15 protein-coding genes are annotated in these 15,460 nt (G+C 72.2%); 11 read left to right on the forward strand and 4 right to left on the reverse strand.

What is annotated here, in order from left to right; translation table 11 throughout:
* Window positions 1-33: 33 nt before the first annotated feature.
* Both AB0D49_RS39775 and AB0D49_RS39780 read right to left on the reverse strand, forming a co-directional pair.
* Entirely contained in the window at window positions 34-1,047 is a 1,014-nt protein-coding gene (locus AB0D49_RS39775) for an ABC transporter substrate-binding protein (protein WP_362768454.1), read from the reverse strand.
* A gap of 249 nt (window positions 1,048-1,296) precedes the next feature.
* Window positions 1,297-2,079, reverse strand: a complete 783-nt coding sequence (locus AB0D49_RS39780; protein ID WP_362768457.1) for a TetR/AcrR family transcriptional regulator — start codon at window positions 2,077-2,079, stop codon at window positions 1,297-1,299.
* A 122-nt stretch (window positions 2,080-2,201) separates the two neighbouring features.
* Here AB0D49_RS39780 and AB0D49_RS39785 point away from each other — a divergent pair, with 122 nt between their 5' ends.
* The 9 genes from AB0D49_RS39785 (at window position 2,202) to AB0D49_RS39825 (ending at window position 11,500) form a co-directional block, all read left to right on the forward strand.
* Window positions 2,202-3,257: an ABC transporter substrate-binding protein gene (locus AB0D49_RS39785; protein WP_362768460.1), complete on the forward strand. Its 1,056-nt coding sequence runs from the start codon at window positions 2,202-2,204 to the stop codon at window positions 3,255-3,257.
* A gap of 222 nt (window positions 3,258-3,479) precedes the next feature.
* On the forward strand, window positions 3,480-4,379 hold the full coding sequence (locus AB0D49_RS39790; RefSeq protein WP_362768463.1) for an ABC transporter permease: 900 nt from the start codon (window positions 3,480-3,482) through the stop codon (window positions 4,377-4,379).
* A gap of 3 nt (window positions 4,380-4,382) precedes the next feature.
* A complete protein-coding gene (locus AB0D49_RS39795) occupies window positions 4,383-5,186 on the forward strand; it encodes an ABC transporter permease (RefSeq protein WP_362768466.1) in 804 nt (267 codons plus the stop codon).
* 1 nt (window position 5,187) lies between these two features.
* The gene (locus AB0D49_RS39800) at window positions 5,188-6,318 is read left to right on the forward strand and encodes an ABC transporter ATP-binding protein (protein WP_362768469.1); all 1,131 of its coding nucleotides are present in this window, start codon (window positions 5,188-5,190) and stop codon (window positions 6,316-6,318) included.
* 104 nt (window positions 6,319-6,422) lie between these two features.
* A complete protein-coding gene (locus tag AB0D49_RS39805) occupies window positions 6,423-6,833 on the forward strand; it encodes a cupin domain-containing protein (RefSeq protein ID WP_362768472.1) in 411 nt (136 codons plus the stop codon).
* 11 nt (window positions 6,834-6,844) lie between these two features.
* Window positions 6,845-7,966, forward strand: a complete 1,122-nt coding sequence (locus tag AB0D49_RS39810) for a class II histone deacetylase (protein WP_362768475.1) — start codon at window positions 6,845-6,847, stop codon at window positions 7,964-7,966.
* A gap of 33 nt (window positions 7,967-7,999) precedes the next feature.
* The gene (locus AB0D49_RS39815) at window positions 8,000-9,151 is read left to right on the forward strand and encodes a Xaa-Pro peptidase family protein (RefSeq protein WP_362768478.1); all 1,152 of its coding nucleotides are present in this window, start codon (window positions 8,000-8,002) and stop codon (window positions 9,149-9,151) included.
* A gap of 35 nt (window positions 9,152-9,186) precedes the next feature.
* A complete protein-coding gene (locus tag AB0D49_RS39820; RefSeq protein ID WP_362768481.1) occupies window positions 9,187-10,593 on the forward strand; it encodes an FAD-dependent oxidoreductase in 1,407 nt (468 codons plus the stop codon).
* 76 nt (window positions 10,594-10,669) lie between these two features.
* Complete coding sequence (locus tag AB0D49_RS39825; RefSeq protein WP_362768484.1) at window positions 10,670-11,500, forward strand: DUF817 domain-containing protein; 831 nt, start codon at window positions 10,670-10,672, stop codon at window positions 11,498-11,500.
* Here AB0D49_RS39825 and AB0D49_RS39830 read toward each other — a convergent pair.
* Window positions 11,464-12,126: a response regulator transcription factor gene (locus tag AB0D49_RS39830; RefSeq protein ID WP_362768487.1), complete on the reverse strand. Its 663-nt coding sequence runs from the start codon at window positions 12,124-12,126 to the stop codon at window positions 11,464-11,466. The genes AB0D49_RS39825 and AB0D49_RS39830 overlap by 37 nt on opposite strands.
* Window positions 12,123-13,391, reverse strand: coding sequence for a sensor histidine kinase (locus tag AB0D49_RS39835; RefSeq protein WP_362768490.1), 1,269 nt, complete (start codon window positions 13,389-13,391; stop codon window positions 12,123-12,125). The genes AB0D49_RS39830 and AB0D49_RS39835 overlap by 4 nt, the downstream gene beginning before the upstream one ends.
* A gap of 167 nt (window positions 13,392-13,558) precedes the next feature.
* Here AB0D49_RS39835 and AB0D49_RS39840 point away from each other — a divergent pair, with 167 nt between their 5' ends.
* Together AB0D49_RS39840 and AB0D49_RS39845 are read left to right on the forward strand one after the other, a co-directional pair.
* On the forward strand, window positions 13,559-14,560 hold the full coding sequence (locus AB0D49_RS39840) for a carboxymuconolactone decarboxylase family protein (RefSeq protein WP_362768493.1): 1,002 nt from the start codon (window positions 13,559-13,561) through the stop codon (window positions 14,558-14,560).
* Window positions 14,561-14,778: 218 nt separating this feature from the next.
* Window positions 14,779-15,441: a hypothetical protein gene (locus AB0D49_RS39845; protein WP_362768496.1), complete on the forward strand. Its 663-nt coding sequence runs from the start codon at window positions 14,779-14,781 to the stop codon at window positions 15,439-15,441.
* Window positions 15,442-15,460 lie beyond the last annotated feature (19 nt).

The raw sequence follows: 15,460 nt of genomic DNA on the forward strand, positions 1-15,460 counted from the left end.
CGGGGCGGGGCCGGGTCGGGGGCCGGGAGGGTGTCAGCCGGCGGTGTCGAACGCGGTCGCCACCTGGGCGAAGGCGTCGGTGTACGCCTGGATGCCCTCGGTCAGATAGAAGTCCTCGGCGAGATAGACGACCTGGTCCTTGGTGCGGAACGTGGTCTTGTCCCAGGCTTCCATGCCGTCCACGATCGTCTTGGCGGCGATGGCCTCGGAGCCGTCCTCGGTGCCCACGGCCGCGTCCCGGTCCAGCATGATGACCCAGTCGGGGTCGAGCTTGGCGACGGTCTCGGGGGCGAGGCCCGAGTCGTTGTGCACGGAGGTGCTGTCCTCGCCCTCGGCGCTGAGCACGTTCTTCAGATTCAGCGGTTCGGCGAGGCGGTTGATGCGGCTGGCGCCGTTGTCGATCTTCCCGGCGCTGGCGACGGCGAGGAAGACGGACTCGCCCTGGGTGGCGCCGGTGGCGTCCGTGCGGGCCGTGTCCAGCGCGGCGACGATCTCCTTGGCCTTGTCCTCCTGGCCGAAGACGGTGCCGAGGGTCTCGGTCTGGGTCCGCAGGGAGGCGACATAGCCGTCGGCGGCCTCGTCGGACGGGGCCACGTCCACCGTCTTGGCGATCTTCGACAGCTTGTCGTGGTGGTCGCTGAAGCGGTAGCCGCCGATGATCAGGTCCGGCTCGCTGGCGTTGAGCGCCTCGAACTTGGGCTCACGGTGGGTTCCGACGTCCTTGATGGAGTCGTCGTTCTGCCAGTCCTCGAACCCCTCCTTGGGCAGCAGGGCCTTGGGCACCGCGACGGGCTTGACGCCGAACGCCTTGAGCGTGGCGAAGGAGGTGTTGTCGAGCGCGGCGACCCGGGCGGGCTTCAGCGGTACCTCGACCTCGCCCTTGGCGGTGCTGACGGTGACGGTGCCGGCGCCTCCGGACTTCGCCGAGTCCGCCGGGTCCTCGGTGCCGCCGGACGATCCGCAGGCGCTCAGCACCAGTCCCGCGCACAGGACCGAACCGGTCACGAGGGTGGTGTTGCGGAACCGGGAACGACGGATGGCACGCACGGTGGGTGACTCCAGGGGGACGCAAGGGCAGCCGTCGTCGCGGGGCGACGCGACCGCAAGATCGTGTAAGTGAGCTTAGCCTAACCTAAGTGGTAGCTGATAACCGCCTGTGGGTGGCTATAAACGACCTTCCGGTCTTCTGCGCGTCTGTCCCCGACCGTGCGCGGCCCCTTTCCAGCGCCCCCCGGCGTCCCGTGTGCGGCTCTGTGCGGCTCCTTCTCCCCCCGGTGTCCCGTCACCGGGTCCGGGTCAGCGCAGGCGGGACTCGATGAGCGGGGCCCAGTCGATGCTGTCGGCGGGCTCGGGCTCGCTCGGATAGCGGGGGCTGATGATGCGGGGGAGGTCGGCGAGGGCGCGGTCGCGGACCTCGGTGTCGATGTCCAGGACCCGGCAGGCCATGTCGATCAGCAGGTCGAACATCCCCTCCTCGTCCAGGGAGTCACGGGCCATCAGGACATGGATGGCGGCACCGTCCGCCAGCGACATCAGGATGAGGCTGACCCGCCCGGCGGAGAGGCTGGTGGTGAAGTCCCCGGTGCGCACCCCGGCGTCGATGGCCGTACGGAACGGCTCCTCCCAGCGTTCGTAGACATCATGGGCGTACGTCTGGAGGGTGTTGTCGCGGTTGGCGGCGGACCAGAACTCGATCCAGAACGACCAGCGTTTGGTGAACGGGGCCCAGCCCGCGACCTGGAAGCGCAGCAGGGCGAAGAGCCTGCGCACCGGGTCGGGTTCGCGTTCGGAGACGGACCGCCAGGTGGCGAGGGTGAGTTCCAGCATCGACCCGATGGTCTCGCTGATGAGTTCCTCACGGCGCCGGAAGTAGTGCTGGACCAGTCCGAGGGAGACACCGGCCTGTTCGGCGATGTCCTTGAGCCGGGCGCCGTCGACGCCGTTGCGGCAGATCACCTCGCTGGCCGCGCTGATCAGCTGGAGGCGGCGCAGGTCCTTCAGATCGACCTCGGCCGCGGCGGTCGAGGCGCGTACGGGGCCGTCCTCGGGGCCCTCGGCGTGCGCACTCAGTCGAGCCATGTGTGTGCCCTCCCGGGGTTCGAACGAGTTGGCCCGAGGGTATTGCCAAGCGCCGAGCCGTCGCAATAATAAGCGCATATTGCCACTTCAGTGGTTGTCACCCCCCGGATGGAGGTCCAACCGTGCAGATATCACCGCGCTGTCTCGGCGCGGCGGCGTTCGCCGCCGCGCTGGCCCTGGTCACCACCGCCTGCTCCACCGGTTCCAGCTCCTCCGGGGGCGGCTCCGACAGTCTCACCTTCACCTCGTACGGCAGCGGCTATCAGAAGGCGCAGGCCACGGCCTGGCTGGAGCCCTGGGCCAAGGAGGCGGGCGTCAAGGCGGTCGAGGACCAGCCGACCGACTACGCCAAGATCAAGACGATGGTCGAGGCCAAGCGGGTCACCTGGGACGTGGTGGACACCGAGCCGTTCTTCCCGGTCGGGGCGTGCGGGAAGTACGCCGAGAAGCTGGACTTCACGAAGATCGACCGGTCCAAGTTCCCCGAAGGCACGGTCAGTGACTGTGCGGTGCCGGACGCGATGTACTCGCTGGTGCTGGTCTACAACCCGGAGACCTACAAGGACGCCAAGCCGTCCTCCGTCGCCGATTTCTTCGACACCGAGAAGTTCCCCGGCAAGCGGCTCGCGCCCGGGTTCGCCACCGGGGGGTCCATGGAGGCCGCGCTGCTCGCCGACGGGGTCGGCGCGGAGCAGTTGTATCCGCTGGACTACGACCGCGCCTTCAAGAAGCTCGACACCCTCGGGAGCGATCTGAGTTTCTGGGAGACGTCCGCGCAGAGTCAGCAGGCGCTGGAGTCCCGGCAGGCGGACATGGCGCTGGTCTGGTCGGGGCGGGCCTATATGGCGGCGAAGAATGGCTCCGCCTATGTGCCGGTGTGGGAGGACAACATGCTGGCGTATGCGGTGCTGATGGTGCCGAAGGGGGCGCCGAACAAGGATCTCGCGATGGACTTCATCGCTTATGCGACCAGTGCGGGGGCGCAGGCCGCGTTTGCCGAGGACCAGCCTTACGCGGCCGTGAACTCTGACGCGAAGCCTGAGTTGGACGGGTTGGCGGAGGAGTGGAACACGGCTCGGGGCGATATCCAGGAGAAGGGGTTCTATCAGGACGTCGACTGGTGGGCGTCTAACCAGGATGCGGCTACGGAGAAGTGGACGGCGTGGGCCACCGGGTGACGGGGGTGGGGGCGGTGTGGAGTGCGGCGTCGGGTGCGGCGTCGGGTGCGGCGTCGGGTGCGGGCCGTGGTGGGCTGGTCGCGCAGTTCCCCGCGCCCCTAAAAGCCTTGGCCGCGCCGCCCCGCTTCAGGCTCGCGTTCCCCGCGGCCCTCAAAGCCTCGGCCGCGCCGCCCCGCTTCAGGCTCACGTTCCTCTCGTATCCCAAGACCGAGGTAAGTCGTCATGGCTGAACTGATGGCCGGGACCGCCAGGGCGCCCGGCCGGCGTCGACGCCTCCGCGTCGACCGGGTCTCGTTGTTGCTGCTGCCCGCGGTGCTGGTGCTGGTGGTGTTCTTCGGGTATCCGCTGCTGGACATCGTGCGGCAGGCGTTCACCGAACCCGAGGCGGGACTCGGGAACTTCCGGGAGTTGCTGGCCGATCCCACCACCGCGCGGGTCGTCGTCCGTACGGTGGTGATGGCGCTGGTCGTCGCGGTGAGCACGCTGCTGCTGGCGTATCCGTACGCGTATCTGATGACCGTGACCGGGCCCAAGGCGCGTGCCGTGCTGATGGCGCTGGTGCTGCTGCCGTTCTGGACCAGTCTGATGGCGCGGAACTTCGCCTGGATCGTGCTGCTCCAGGACGGCGGGCCGCTCGGGATGCTCGGGGCGCTGTTCGGGCGGGGCGATCGCGGGCTGCTGGGGTCCGCGCCCGGTGTCGCCATCGGCATGATCCAGGTGCTGCTGCCCTACATGGTTCTCCCGCTGTACAGCGTGATGAGCGGCATCGACCGACGGCTGATGAGCGCCGCCTCGGGGCTGGGCGCGTCGAAGGCGACCTGTTTCCGGCGGATCTATCTGCCGCTGTCACTGCCCGGGGTGGTCTCCGGGACGACCCTGGTGTTCGTGCTGGCGCTCGGCTTCTATGTCACGCCGAAGCTGCTGGGCTCGCCCAAGGAGTCGATGGTGGCCCAGGTCATCGGTACCAAGGTGGAGAAACTGCTCGACTTCGGCGGCGCGGGCGCCTTCTCGGTGCTGCTGCTGGCCCTCACCGGGCTGCTGCTGCTCCTGGTGGCCCGGGTGAGCCGGGCGGGCGCGGCGCTGGGGCTCGCCGGGGCCGGACGCGGCGGGCGGGAGGACTGAGTCATGGACGACAACACCCTGTTCCGCGGGGGCCTCGGGCTGCGGCTGTGGGCCGCCCTGGTGGGGGCGCTGCTGGTGGCGCCGACCCTGGTGGTCATCCCGCTGTCCTTCACCGGGAAGCGCAGCTTCGCCTTCCCGCCGGAGAACTGGTCCCTCCAGTGGTACCGGAACTTCTTCACCGACCCGGTCTGGCGGGACTCGCTGCTCACCTCGCTCCAGATCGCGCTGGCCGTCGCCGTGCTGGCCACCGTGCTGGGCACGCTCGCCGCGCTCGCCCTGGACCGGGGCCGTATCCCCGGCAAGTCGCTGGTCAACGGGGTGCTGATGGCGCCGATGGTGGTGCCGCAGATCGTGGCCGCCATCGCCGTGTACGCGGCCTTCCTCAACTGGGGTCTGGCCGGTACCGCGTTCGGCTTCGTCGTCGCGCACACCGCGCTGGCCGTGCCCTTCGTGGTGGTCGCCGTCTCCACCAGTCTGCGCGGCTACGACCGCCGACTGGACCGGGCCGCCGCCATGCTCGGGGCGAGCCCGCTGACCACCTTCCGCCGGATCACCGCCCCGCTGATCGCGCCCGGGGTGCTGTCGGGCGCGGTGTTCGCCTTCGTCACCTCGCTCGACGAGGTAGTCATCGCCTTCTATCTGCAGAGCCCGACTCTGCACACCCTCCCGGTGACGATGTTCAGCAGCGTCACCGTGGAGACCGATCCGACGATCGCCGCCGCGTCGAGCATCGTGCTCGTCGCCACGACCGCGCTCATCCTGCTGCCGCAACTGCTGCGGCGCAGCGGGCGCGAGGGGAAGCACTGACATGCCCGACACCACCGGCACCGTGCCCGACCGCGCCACCGGCGGGCCCCGCACCGCCCCGGCCTCCGGCGCCGCCGTACGGCTGCGTGGGCTGACCAAGCGCTACGGCTCCCGCGCCGCCGTCGACCAGGTGTCCCTGGACATCGAGTCCGGGGAGTTCATGACCTTCCTCGGCCCGTCCGGCTCCGGGAAGACCACCACCCTCAACATGATCGCCGGGTTCACCGGCGCCTCCGAGGGCGCCATCACGGTGGACGGCACCGATGTGGCCGCGCTGCCACCGCACAAGCGGGACCTGGGCATGGTGTTCCAGCACTACGCGCTGTTCCCGCATCTCACGGTCGCCCGGAACATCGCCTTCCCGCTGGAGCAGCGCAAGGTGCCGAAGGCGGAGATCGCCCGGCGGGTGACCGAGGCGCTGACGATGGTCCAGCTTGCGGACATGGGCGGGCGGCTGCCGAGCCAGTTGTCCGGCGGGCAGCAGCAGCGGGTGGCGCTCGCCCGCGCGGTGGTGTTCAACCCCCGGGTGCTGCTGATGGACGAACCGCTGGGCGCGCTGGACAAGAAGCTGCGCGAACAGCTCCAGGGCGAGATCGCCCGGATGCACCGGGACCTCGGCATCACCTTCGTGTTCGTCACCCACGACCAGGAGGAGGCACTCGCCCTCTCCGACCGGATCGCCGTCTTCAACGAGGGCCGCATCGAACAGGTCGGCACACCGGAGGAGTTGTACGAGCGTCCGGCGACACTGTTCGTGGCCCGGTTCCTCGGCGAGTCCAATGTGTTCACCGGACACTGCCGGACGCCCGGTGTGCTCTCCGGCGCGGACGGTGATCTGCCGGTGCCGGGCCGGGCGTCGGGCGCCGAGGAGGTCGCGCTGGTGGTCCGTCCGGAGCGGCTGCGGCTGCTCGGTCCTGGCGACCCGGTGCCGGCCGGGCACCACGCGCTGGACGGCACGGTCACCGAGACCGTGTACTTCGGCGCCCATCGCCGGGTCGCCGTCGATCTGCCCGGCGGACACCGGCTCCAGCTCCGCGAACCGGCGGGGCAGGAGCGGCCCGCCGTGCCGGGGTCCGCGGCGCGGGTCGCCTGGGCGGTGGAGCGGTCCGCCGTGGTGCCGGTGCATCCCTGAGAGACCTGCCGGTACCTCCCTGAGAAGCCCCTTCTCCTCCGAGTAACTCCCTTCTTCGCCGAGAAAGACACCTTCCCCTCTCCACACTCCCTCAAGGAGCAGTCATGCCCTCCGACACCCCCCGTGTGCCACCGAGCGTCGTCGCCCTGTCCGACGTGCCGGTCGTCCCGGCCGCCGAAGCGGTCACCAAGGTGCGGATCGCCCGTGCCATCACCAAGGGCCGCAACGGGTCCGATCTGATGCTGGGCGCCGCCTGGATGGACCCCGGGGAGAAGACCAACGTGTGGTCCTCGCGCCCCGCCGACGACACCGCCGACGGCGACCACTGGTACGGCCCGGTCGAGGAGACGTACTTCGTCATCCGCGGGCAGCTCCGGCTGACCTGGGACGAGGGTCACTTCGACCTGGGTCCCGAGGACTGCGTCTATCTCGCGCCGGGCTGGACCTACCACCTGGAGAACACCGGTGACGTACCGGCCTTCTTCACCTACTCGATGACCCCTTCGCAGGAGTGACGGGAGCCCTGGTGAACGACCGTATCCATATGTTCTGGGACGCCCGTGTCCTGGACCACGACACCGGCTCGGGGTTCTGGGAGGCCGCGCCCTCCGCGCTGCTCGCCGAGCCCGAGCTGCACCCCGAGAGCGCGCCCCGTATCCGCAACATGAAGGCGGTGCTGGAGCGCGGACCGGTCGCCGACGCGCTGGTCTGGCGGGCCGGGCGGCTCGCCACCGAGGGCGAACTCACCTCCGTGCACAGCGCGTCGTACGTCAAGGAGGTGCGGGCGCTGGCCGAGCGGGGCGGGACCCGGCGGCACTGGCTGACCTCCACCACCACGGTCGCGCCCGGCTCCTGGGAGCCGCTGCTCGCCGCCGCCGGTACCTGTCTGGCCGCGGTGGACGCCGTCCTGGACGGGGAGTGTTCGGCGGCGTACGCGCTGGTGCGGCCCCCGGGGCATCACGCCCAGCCCGCGCGGGCCGACGGGTACTGCGTGTTCGGGCACGCGGCGCTGGCCGCGCAGCGGGCCCGGGAGCGGGGCGTCGAGCGGGTCGCGGTGGTGGACTGGGACGTCCATCACGGCAACGGCACCCAGGAGTGCTTCTACGACCGGGCGGACGTGCTGACCGTCTCCCTGCACATGGCCCATGGGGCGTGGGGGGCGTCGCATCCGCAGACCGGGGCGCCGGACGAGCTGGGGCGGGGGGCCGGGACCGGGTTCAACGTCAATGTCGAGCTGCCGGTGGGCGCCGGGGACCGGGCCTACGCGGACGCCTTCGAGCGGGTGGTGGCGCCGGTGCTGCGGGCGTTCCGGCCGGGGCTGATCGTCGCCGCGTCGGGGCAGGACGCCTCCGCCTTCGACGCCAACGGGCGGCACAACGTCACCATGGCCGGGTTCCACCGCATCGGCGCGCTGCTGGGCGGGCTGGCCGCCGAACTGACCGGCGGGCGGCTGGTGCTGACCCAGGAGGGCGGCTACGCGCGCAGCTACGCCGCCTACTGTCTGCACGCCACCGTCGAGGGGCTGCTGGGCCGCGCGCCCTCGCTGCCCGACCCGATCGCGTACGTCCCCGACGACGTGACGCGCGGGGACGCGGCGATCGACCGGGTACGTGCCGCGCTCGCCCCGCACTGGCCCACCGCCTTCTGAACCACCCACCCCCCTTCGTCTGTGAGGTCACCCATGGAACTCCCCTTCAGCCTGCCCACCTACGACGACCGGCTGCGCCGGGTACGCGCCCGGATGGCCGCGCAGGGCCTGGACGGACTGGTCGTCAGTATGCCGGACGTCGTGCACTGGCTGACCGGCGTCAGCTCGGTCGGCTATCTCTGGCCGCAGGCCCTGGTCATCGACACCGGCGACGGCGAACCCGAGTACGTCACCCGCACCACCGAGGAGCCGGGCGTGCACATGCTGTCCTGGCTGCGCGCGCCCCGGGTGTACGACATCGCCACCGAGGACGCCGTCGAGGTGATCGCCGACTCGATCCGGAAGCGGGGCCTGGACCAGGCGGCCGTCGGGATCGAGCTGGGCGCGTTCACCCTGCTGCCGGGGAACTGGGACCGGCTGCGGGCGCTGCTGCCCGGGGTGCGCTGGGTGGACGCCACCGATCTGGTGCCGGAGGAGCGGCTGATCAAGTCCCCGGCGGAGATCGCGTACCAGACGCAGGCCGCCGAGATGGCCGACCACGCCATGGAGCGGGTGTTCGCGGCGGTGCGGCCCGGTGTGTCGGAGACCGAGCTGGCCGGGATCGCGAGCCTGGCGCTCGGTGAGGCGGGCAGCGAGTACGCGGCGATCCCGCCGATGGTGGTGTCCGGGGAGCGCAGCGCCATGGTGCACGGGATGGCCTCGCGGCGCACGCTGTCGCGCGGCGATGTGGTGTGCGTGGAGTTCGCGGGCGTGGTGCACCGCTACCACGCGGTGCTGATGCGCACGGTCGTGGTGGGTGAGCCGACGCCCCGGGTGCGGGAGGTCGCCGACTGCGTGGGCCGGGCGACCGAGGCCGCCATCGCCGCCGCCGGTCCGGGAGCGTCCGCGCCCGCCCCGGACGACGCCTGCAACGCGGTACTGGCCGAGCTGGACCTCGTACGCCGTCGCTGTCATCGCATCGGCTACAGCCTGGGAGTGGCCTATCCGCCCGGGTGGCTGGAGCCGATGACCCTGGTCGACGGCGACCCGCACGTCCTGGCGCCCGGTATGTCGTTCACCGTCGAGCCCAATCTGCATCTGCCCGACGAAGGGTTCGGGATCAAGATGGGCGACACCGTGCTCTGCACCCCGGACGGCGCGCGCAGCCTGTCCCGCCTCCCGCACACCCTGCACATCGCCGACTGACCGGCGATCCCCCTACCCGAAGTGGAGTTGTTCCCGTGAGCGTCCCGTACGCCGACGCGCTGGCCGAGGCGCTGCCGCGCAGCCACTGGCTCGACAGCCCGGACGCGCCCGCGCCCCGCCCCGCCCTGACCGGCGACACCATCTGCGATCTCGCCGTGGTCGGCGGCGGGTTCACCGGGCTGTGGACCGCGCTGCTGGCCAAGGAGCGCGACCCGTCGCAGGACGTCGTCCTGGTCGACGCCCGCACGGCGGGCTGGGCCGCCTCCGGCCGCAACGGCGGTTTCGTCTCCTCCAGCCTCACCCACGGCCTCGGCAACGGCGCCGACCGCTGGCCCGAGGAACTCGCCGACCTGGAGCGGCTGGGACTGGAGAACCTGGACGAGATCCAGGACACCCTGACCCGGTACGGCATCGACTGCGGCTTCCGCCGCGACGGCAAGCTGTGGGCGGCGACCGCGCCGCACCAGGTGGCGGAGGTCCGCGCGCTGTGCGACCTGGCCGCCGCGCACGGCCGGAAGATCGACTTCCTGACCGGCGAGGAGATCCGCGCCGAGGTCCACTCCCCCACCTTCCTGGCGGGCGCCCACGACCGCGAGGGCTATGCCCTCACCGACCCGGCCCGCCTGGTCTGGGGCCTGCTCGAAGCCTGCGTCAAGGCGGGGGTGCGGGTGTACGAGAACACGCCGGTACGGCGGCTGCGGGAGGGCGTCGGCACCCCGGCCGTCGTCCTGGAGACCCCGTACGGCCGGATCGGCGCCCGGCGCACGGCGCTGGCCACCAATGTCTTCCCGTCCCTCCTGAAGCGGCTGCGCCTCTACACGGTCCCGGTCTACGACTACGTGCTGACCACCGAGCCGCTCACCGAGGCCCAGCTCGCCTCGATCGGCTGGCGCGGCCGGCAGGGCATGTCCGACATGGGCAACCAGTTCCACTACTTCCGGCTCACCGACGACCGCCGCATCCTGTGGGGCGGCTACGACGCGATCTACCACTACGGCAACGGGCTGCGCGACGAACTCGACCTGCGCCCGGAGACGTTCGCCAAGCTCGCTGAGCACTTCTTCACCACGTTCCCGCAGCTCGCGGGCGTGCGGTTCAGCCATGCCTGGGGCGGCGCCATCGACACCTGCACCCGCTTCACCGCGTTCTACGGCACCGCGCTCACCGGCCGGGTCTCCTACGCCCTCGGCTACACCGGGCTCGGGGTCGCCGCCAGCCGGTTCGGCGCGCAGGTGATGCTGGATCTGCTGTCCGGCCGGGAGACCGAGCGGACCCGGCTGCGGATGGTGCGCTCCAAGCCACTGCCGTTCCCGCCGGAGCCCGTACGCTACGCGGGCGTGGAGCTGACCCGCCGCTCGCTCGACCACGCCGACCGCAACGGCGGCCACCGCAATCTGTGGCTGCGCACCCTGGACCGGTTCGGGCTGGGCTTCGACTCCTGAGGCGCCAGGAAGAGAGCCGGGCGCGGGGCCGTGTCGGTGAGGGACGGACGCGGCCCCGTGCGCCAGGATGCCGAGGATGCGGATACCCCTCATACCCCGGCCCCTGGTCCGCGCGGCCCGCGATCTGCTGCTGTTCGCCTGGCTCCAGGCCCGCAGCTGTGCCTTCGCCGTCGCCCTGCTGCTCGGCGTCGCCGTCTCCGACGTCCTGCCCGGTCTGCCGCTGGCCCGCTACGACCTGCTCCTCGGCTACGCGGTGGGGCTGACCGTGCTGTTCTGGGCGCTGGGCTGGGAGACGACCCGGGACATCGCCGTGATCGCGGTGTGTCACGCGGTCGGGCTGTCCTTCGAGATCGTCAAGGTGGCCCTCGGCTCATGGAGCTATCCGGAGCCCGCGACGCTGAAGCTGGCGGGCGTCCCGCTGTACGGGGGCTTCCTGTACGCGGCGCTCGGCAGCTATGTGTGCCGGTCCTGGCATCTGATGGACCTCCACCTGGTCGGCTACCGTCCCCGGGTCACGGCGGCCGTCGCCACCGCCGTCTACCTCAACTTCTTCACCCATCACTGGCTTCCGGACGCCCGGGGCCCGCTGGCCGCGCTGCTGCTGCTCGCGCTCACCGGTACGACGGTCCACTACACGGTGGGCACCCGGTATCTGCGGATGCCGCTGTCCCTGGCCTTCGTGCTGATCGGGTTCTTCCTGTGGATCGCCGAGAACCTCGCCACCTTCAGCGGCGCCTGGCGCTACCCGCACCAACTGGACGGCTGGGAACCGGTCGCGTTCACCAAGTTCGGGGCGTGGGCGCTGCTGGTGAGTGTCACGTTCGTACTGGCGGCGGTCAGCCGCGCCGGAACTCCGCCGCCGCAGCCGCTTCAGGTGCCGCGGGCCGTCACGAGCCCCGACTCATAGGCGAACACCACGAGTTGGGCCCGGTCGCGGGCGCCCAGCTTGGTCATCGCCCGGCTGATGTGGGTCTTCGCGGTGAACGGGCTGATCACCATGTGCGCGGCGATCTCCTCGTTGCTCAGTCCCCGCGCGGCGAGCGCGGTCACCTCGCGTTCCCGGCGGGTGAGGTGGCCCAGTCCGGGGGCGGTCGCCCGGTCCGGCGGCCGGGCGACGAACTCACCGATGAGGGTGCGGGTGACCGACGGCGAGAGCAGCGCCTCGCCCCGGGCGACCACCTCGATGGCCTGGAGCAACTCGGCCGGTTCGGTGTCCTTGAGCAGAAAACCGCTGGCCCCGGCCCGCAGCGCGTCGAAGACATACGCGTCGAGACCGTAGTTGGTGAGGATGACGACCCGTACGGCGGACAGCGCCGGGTCGGCGGCGATCAGCCGGGTCGCCTCGATACCCGTCATCACCGGCATCTGCACATCCACCAGGGCGATGTCCGGCACGGTCGCCCGCACCAGCGCGAGTCCCCGGGCGCCGTCGGCGGCCTCACCGACCACCTCCAGGCCCTCCTCGGCCTCCAGCAGCGCCCGGAACCCGGCCCGCATCAGCGCCTGGTCGTCCACCAGCGCGACCCGGATCACCGGGCGCCCTCCGCACCGGGCCCGGCGTCGCCGAGCGGCAGTTCGGCGCGGACCGCGAAGCCGCCCTCGGGGCGCGGGCCGGTGTGCAGGGTGCCGCCGAGCGCGGTGACCCGCTCGCGCATCCCGGTGAGACCGGTGCCGGAGCGGGGCGGACGGGCCGGGTCGGCGGCGCCGTCGTCCTCGACGTGGACGGCGAGCCGGGCCGCCCCGTAGTCCAGCAGGACCCGCACCTCGGCGGGGCCCGCGTGCCGGGCGGCGTTGGTGAGGGACTCCTGCACGATCCGGTAGGCGGCCCGCTCGACCGGCGCGGGCAGCGGGCGTTCGCCGCCGGTGACGGCGAGGCTGGCGGGCAGCCCGGCGGCGCGGGCCCGCTCGACCAGCACGGCGGGGCTGCCGGTGGGTTCGTCGGTGCGCAGCGCCCCGAGGGTGGCGCGCAGTTCGCGCATGGCCTCGCCGCCGGCCTCCTGGATGGCGAGCAGCGCGGGGTCCGCCTCCTCGCCGCGCTTGCGGGCGAGATGGACGGCGACGCCCGCCTGGAGCTTGACGATGGAGATGCTGTGGGTGAGCGAGTCGTGCAGCTCCCGGGCGATCCGCAGGCGTTCCTCACCGGCGCGGCGCAGCGCCGCCTCCTCACGGGTGCGTTCGGCCTCCAGCGCGCGCTGCTCGGTCTGGCGCAGATACGCCTGCCAGTTGCGGTCGGCGAGGCCGGTCACCACCGCGCACAGGAACCACCCGGCGAGCAGCGCCACCTTCTCGGCGGTCTCCCGCCCGCCGGACCCGGACAGCGCGAACCCGGCGAGGAACACCCCGCCCGCCGCCGCTCCCAGCGCCCGGTGCCCGACCCGCGCGGCGATGTGCACCCCGCCGAGGACCGGCAGCGCGGCCAGCGGCCCCGGACCGGCGTGCAGCACATACGCGGTGCCCGCCGCCGCGGTCACGGCCAGCACGAGACGCGGCGCCCGCCGATGCAGCGCGAGCGCCCCGCCCGCCACGGCGATCAGGACCTGATCGAGGAGGGTCGTACCGGGGTCGAAGGCCGCGGCGGTCAACACGACGGCGGCGACGAGGACGGCCCCCAGGAGGTCGGCCGGACGGACGCGGGTCTCCGCCCGCTCACCGGTCGCCTGGACGCCCTGGACACCCGGCTCGCCCCGCTCGTCGGCCGCCCGGTCCCGCGACTCCCCCGGCTCATGGGCCGCCGGGCCCCGTGACTCCCCCCGCCCATCGCCCGCCCGGACCCGCGACTCCCCCCGCTCACCTGTCATGACCGCACCCTAGACGCCGCCACCGGCACCGGCGTCAGCCCTGCGGACAACTTCCCCCCTACTCCCCGCGCAGTACTCCCGGGCCTGCCCGGCCACCCCGGGAGCAGCCCGCACTGTCACCGCCCGTACGACGCCCGAAGCACTCCCGGGCGGCCACAGTTGCCGCCATGACCTCACCTTTCCTGCACACCGAACCCCTGTCGGCCGAGTCCGCGACCGGACAGGTCGCCGAGGTGTACCGGCAGCTCGACCGTGACTTCGGCGTCGACCGTCCGGCCACCTTCGTGGTGCTGTCCTCCGCCCCGGCGATCCTCGCCCCCACCTGGGCCCTGATGCGTGAGTCCCTGCTCGCCGGACCCGGTGACCGCACCGGCAAGGAGCTGGTGGCGCTCGGGGTGTCCCAGGCCAACCGCTGTCCGTTCTGTGTGACCGCGCACACGGTGCTGCTGCACGCCACCGGCGACCACGCCCTGGCCGAGCTGGTGGCGGGCGGCGGCACCCCGGACGATCCGGGGCAGGCGCGGCTGCTGGACTGGGGCCGCGCGTCCCGGACCCCGGGCGGCACACCGGGCCCGCCGCCCTTCCCGGCCGCGGAGACGCCCGCCTATCTGGGCACGGCGCTGTCGTTCCACTTCATCAACCGGATCGCGTCCGCGCTGCTGAAGGAGTCGGTGCTGCCGGGCCGGGCGGAGCGGTTCCGCGCGGTGCGCAGTCTGGCGGGCCGCGCGCTGTCGGGGTCGCTGCGCCGGAACCCGGTGCCGGGCGCGTCGCTGGCGCTGCTCGACGGGGCCCCTTCGGGACCGCCGCCCGTCTGGGCCGGAGACAGCCCCGTGGGACCGGCGTACGCGGCGCTGCGCGAGGCCGCGCTGATGGGCGCGGGCCTGCTGGACGCGGAGGACCAGCTCACCGTACGGCGGGCCGTGCGGGACTGGGACGGGTCGCACCCCGCGCTGGCCCGGCAGTCGTTCCCGGGCCGCGCGGAGCAGCCGGGCGCCCGCCTCGCGGTGCTGGCCGCGCTCGCCCCGTACCGGATCACGGCGGAGGACGTGACGGCGTGGCGCCGCCCGGAGCACTCGGACCACTGTCTGGTCCATCTGGTGGCGTACGGGGCGTTCCTTGCGGTGGACCGGATCGAGTCGGCGTGGACGGCGGACGCGACGGCGGGGTGAGCCGCCGGGCGGAGGCGGCCGGGACCGGTGCGGGGGCCGGCCCCGACCCCCCCCCGTTACGACATAACAGGGCACTTGGGACGCGGTCTTCGGGATCGCGTCACCGGGCCGGTACGCAGCGAGTTCACACTTCCGCCCCACCGGGACTCGTGTGACACTGGCGTCCCGTCCGCAGTGCGGACCCCACTCCGCACCGTCCCCCACGAGAAGTGTGCGCCGTGCGTTCTCTTCCTCTGCCGCTGGCCCTCACCGCGCGGCTCACCCCGGTCGCCGTGCTCGCCCTGGCGGGCTGGGCCATGGCGTCCAGCCCCGACACCTCCCCCGCAGCCCGGGACGACACCCCGGAGAAGACGGGCACCACCTCGGCGTCCGCGCCCTCCAGCACGGCGGTGCCGAAGACCTACGCCGCCGCCCCGGCGCCCTGTGGCGCTGTCGCCGCCAAGACGGTGACCTCGCTGGTACCGGGCGCCAAGGCGGCCGGCAAGGAGATCCCGTCGACGGACGCGGAGGTGCGCCGCACCTGTTCCTGGAACGCGCTCAAGGGCTACGACTACCGCTGGCTCGACGTGTCCTACGAGGTGACGGACTCGGACGACGCGGCCGAGAAGTACTACAAGCAGCGCGTCGCGGAGAAGGACGGCGGGGGCGAGGTCCCCGGTCTGGGTGACGCCGCATATTCGGTCGTCAATCTCACCACCGAGGACGACCAGAAGACCCGGGAGGGCACGGTCGTGGTCCGCGCGGCCAACGCCCTGGTGATCATCACCTACAACGGCAGCGACTTCGAGTCGAAGGACGCCCCCAGCACGGACACCATCAACAAGGGTGCCATCAAGGCCGCGAAGGAGGCGGTGGCCGCCCTCCAGGACACCGGGGCGTAGGCGTCGGGCGGGGCATGAC

Source organism: Streptomyces sp. NPDC048290 (genome assembly GCF_040652095.1).
Taxonomy (GTDB): domain Bacteria; phylum Actinomycetota; class Actinomycetes; order Streptomycetales; family Streptomycetaceae; genus Streptomyces.

Coding starts and splice junctions, on each gene's coding strand:
- AB0D49_RS39780 (WP_362768457.1), bottom strand. CDS start 2,079: ATGGCTCGACTGAGTGCGCACGCCGAGGGCCCCGAGGACGGCCCCGTA.
- AB0D49_RS39790 (WP_362768463.1), top strand. CDS start 3,480: ATGGCTGAACTGATGGCCGGGACCGCCAGGGCGCCCGGCCGGCGTCGA.
- AB0D49_RS39795 (WP_362768466.1), top strand. CDS start 4,383: ATGGACGACAACACCCTGTTCCGCGGGGGCCTCGGGCTGCGGCTGTGG.
- AB0D49_RS39800 (WP_362768469.1), top strand. CDS start 5,188: ATGCCCGACACCACCGGCACCGTGCCCGACCGCGCCACCGGCGGGCCC.
- AB0D49_RS39805 (WP_362768472.1), top strand. CDS start 6,423: ATGCCCTCCGACACCCCCCGTGTGCCACCGAGCGTCGTCGCCCTGTCC.
- AB0D49_RS39815 (WP_362768478.1), top strand. CDS start 8,000: ATGGAACTCCCCTTCAGCCTGCCCACCTACGACGACCGGCTGCGCCGG.
- AB0D49_RS39825 (WP_362768484.1), top strand. CDS start 10,670: ATGCGGATACCCCTCATACCCCGGCCCCTGGTCCGCGCGGCCCGCGAT.
- AB0D49_RS39835 (WP_362768490.1), bottom strand. CDS start 13,391: ATGACAGGTGAGCGGGGGGAGTCGCGGGTCCGGGCGGGCGATGGGCGG.
- AB0D49_RS39840 (WP_362768493.1), top strand. CDS start 13,559: ATGACCTCACCTTTCCTGCACACCGAACCCCTGTCGGCCGAGTCCGCG.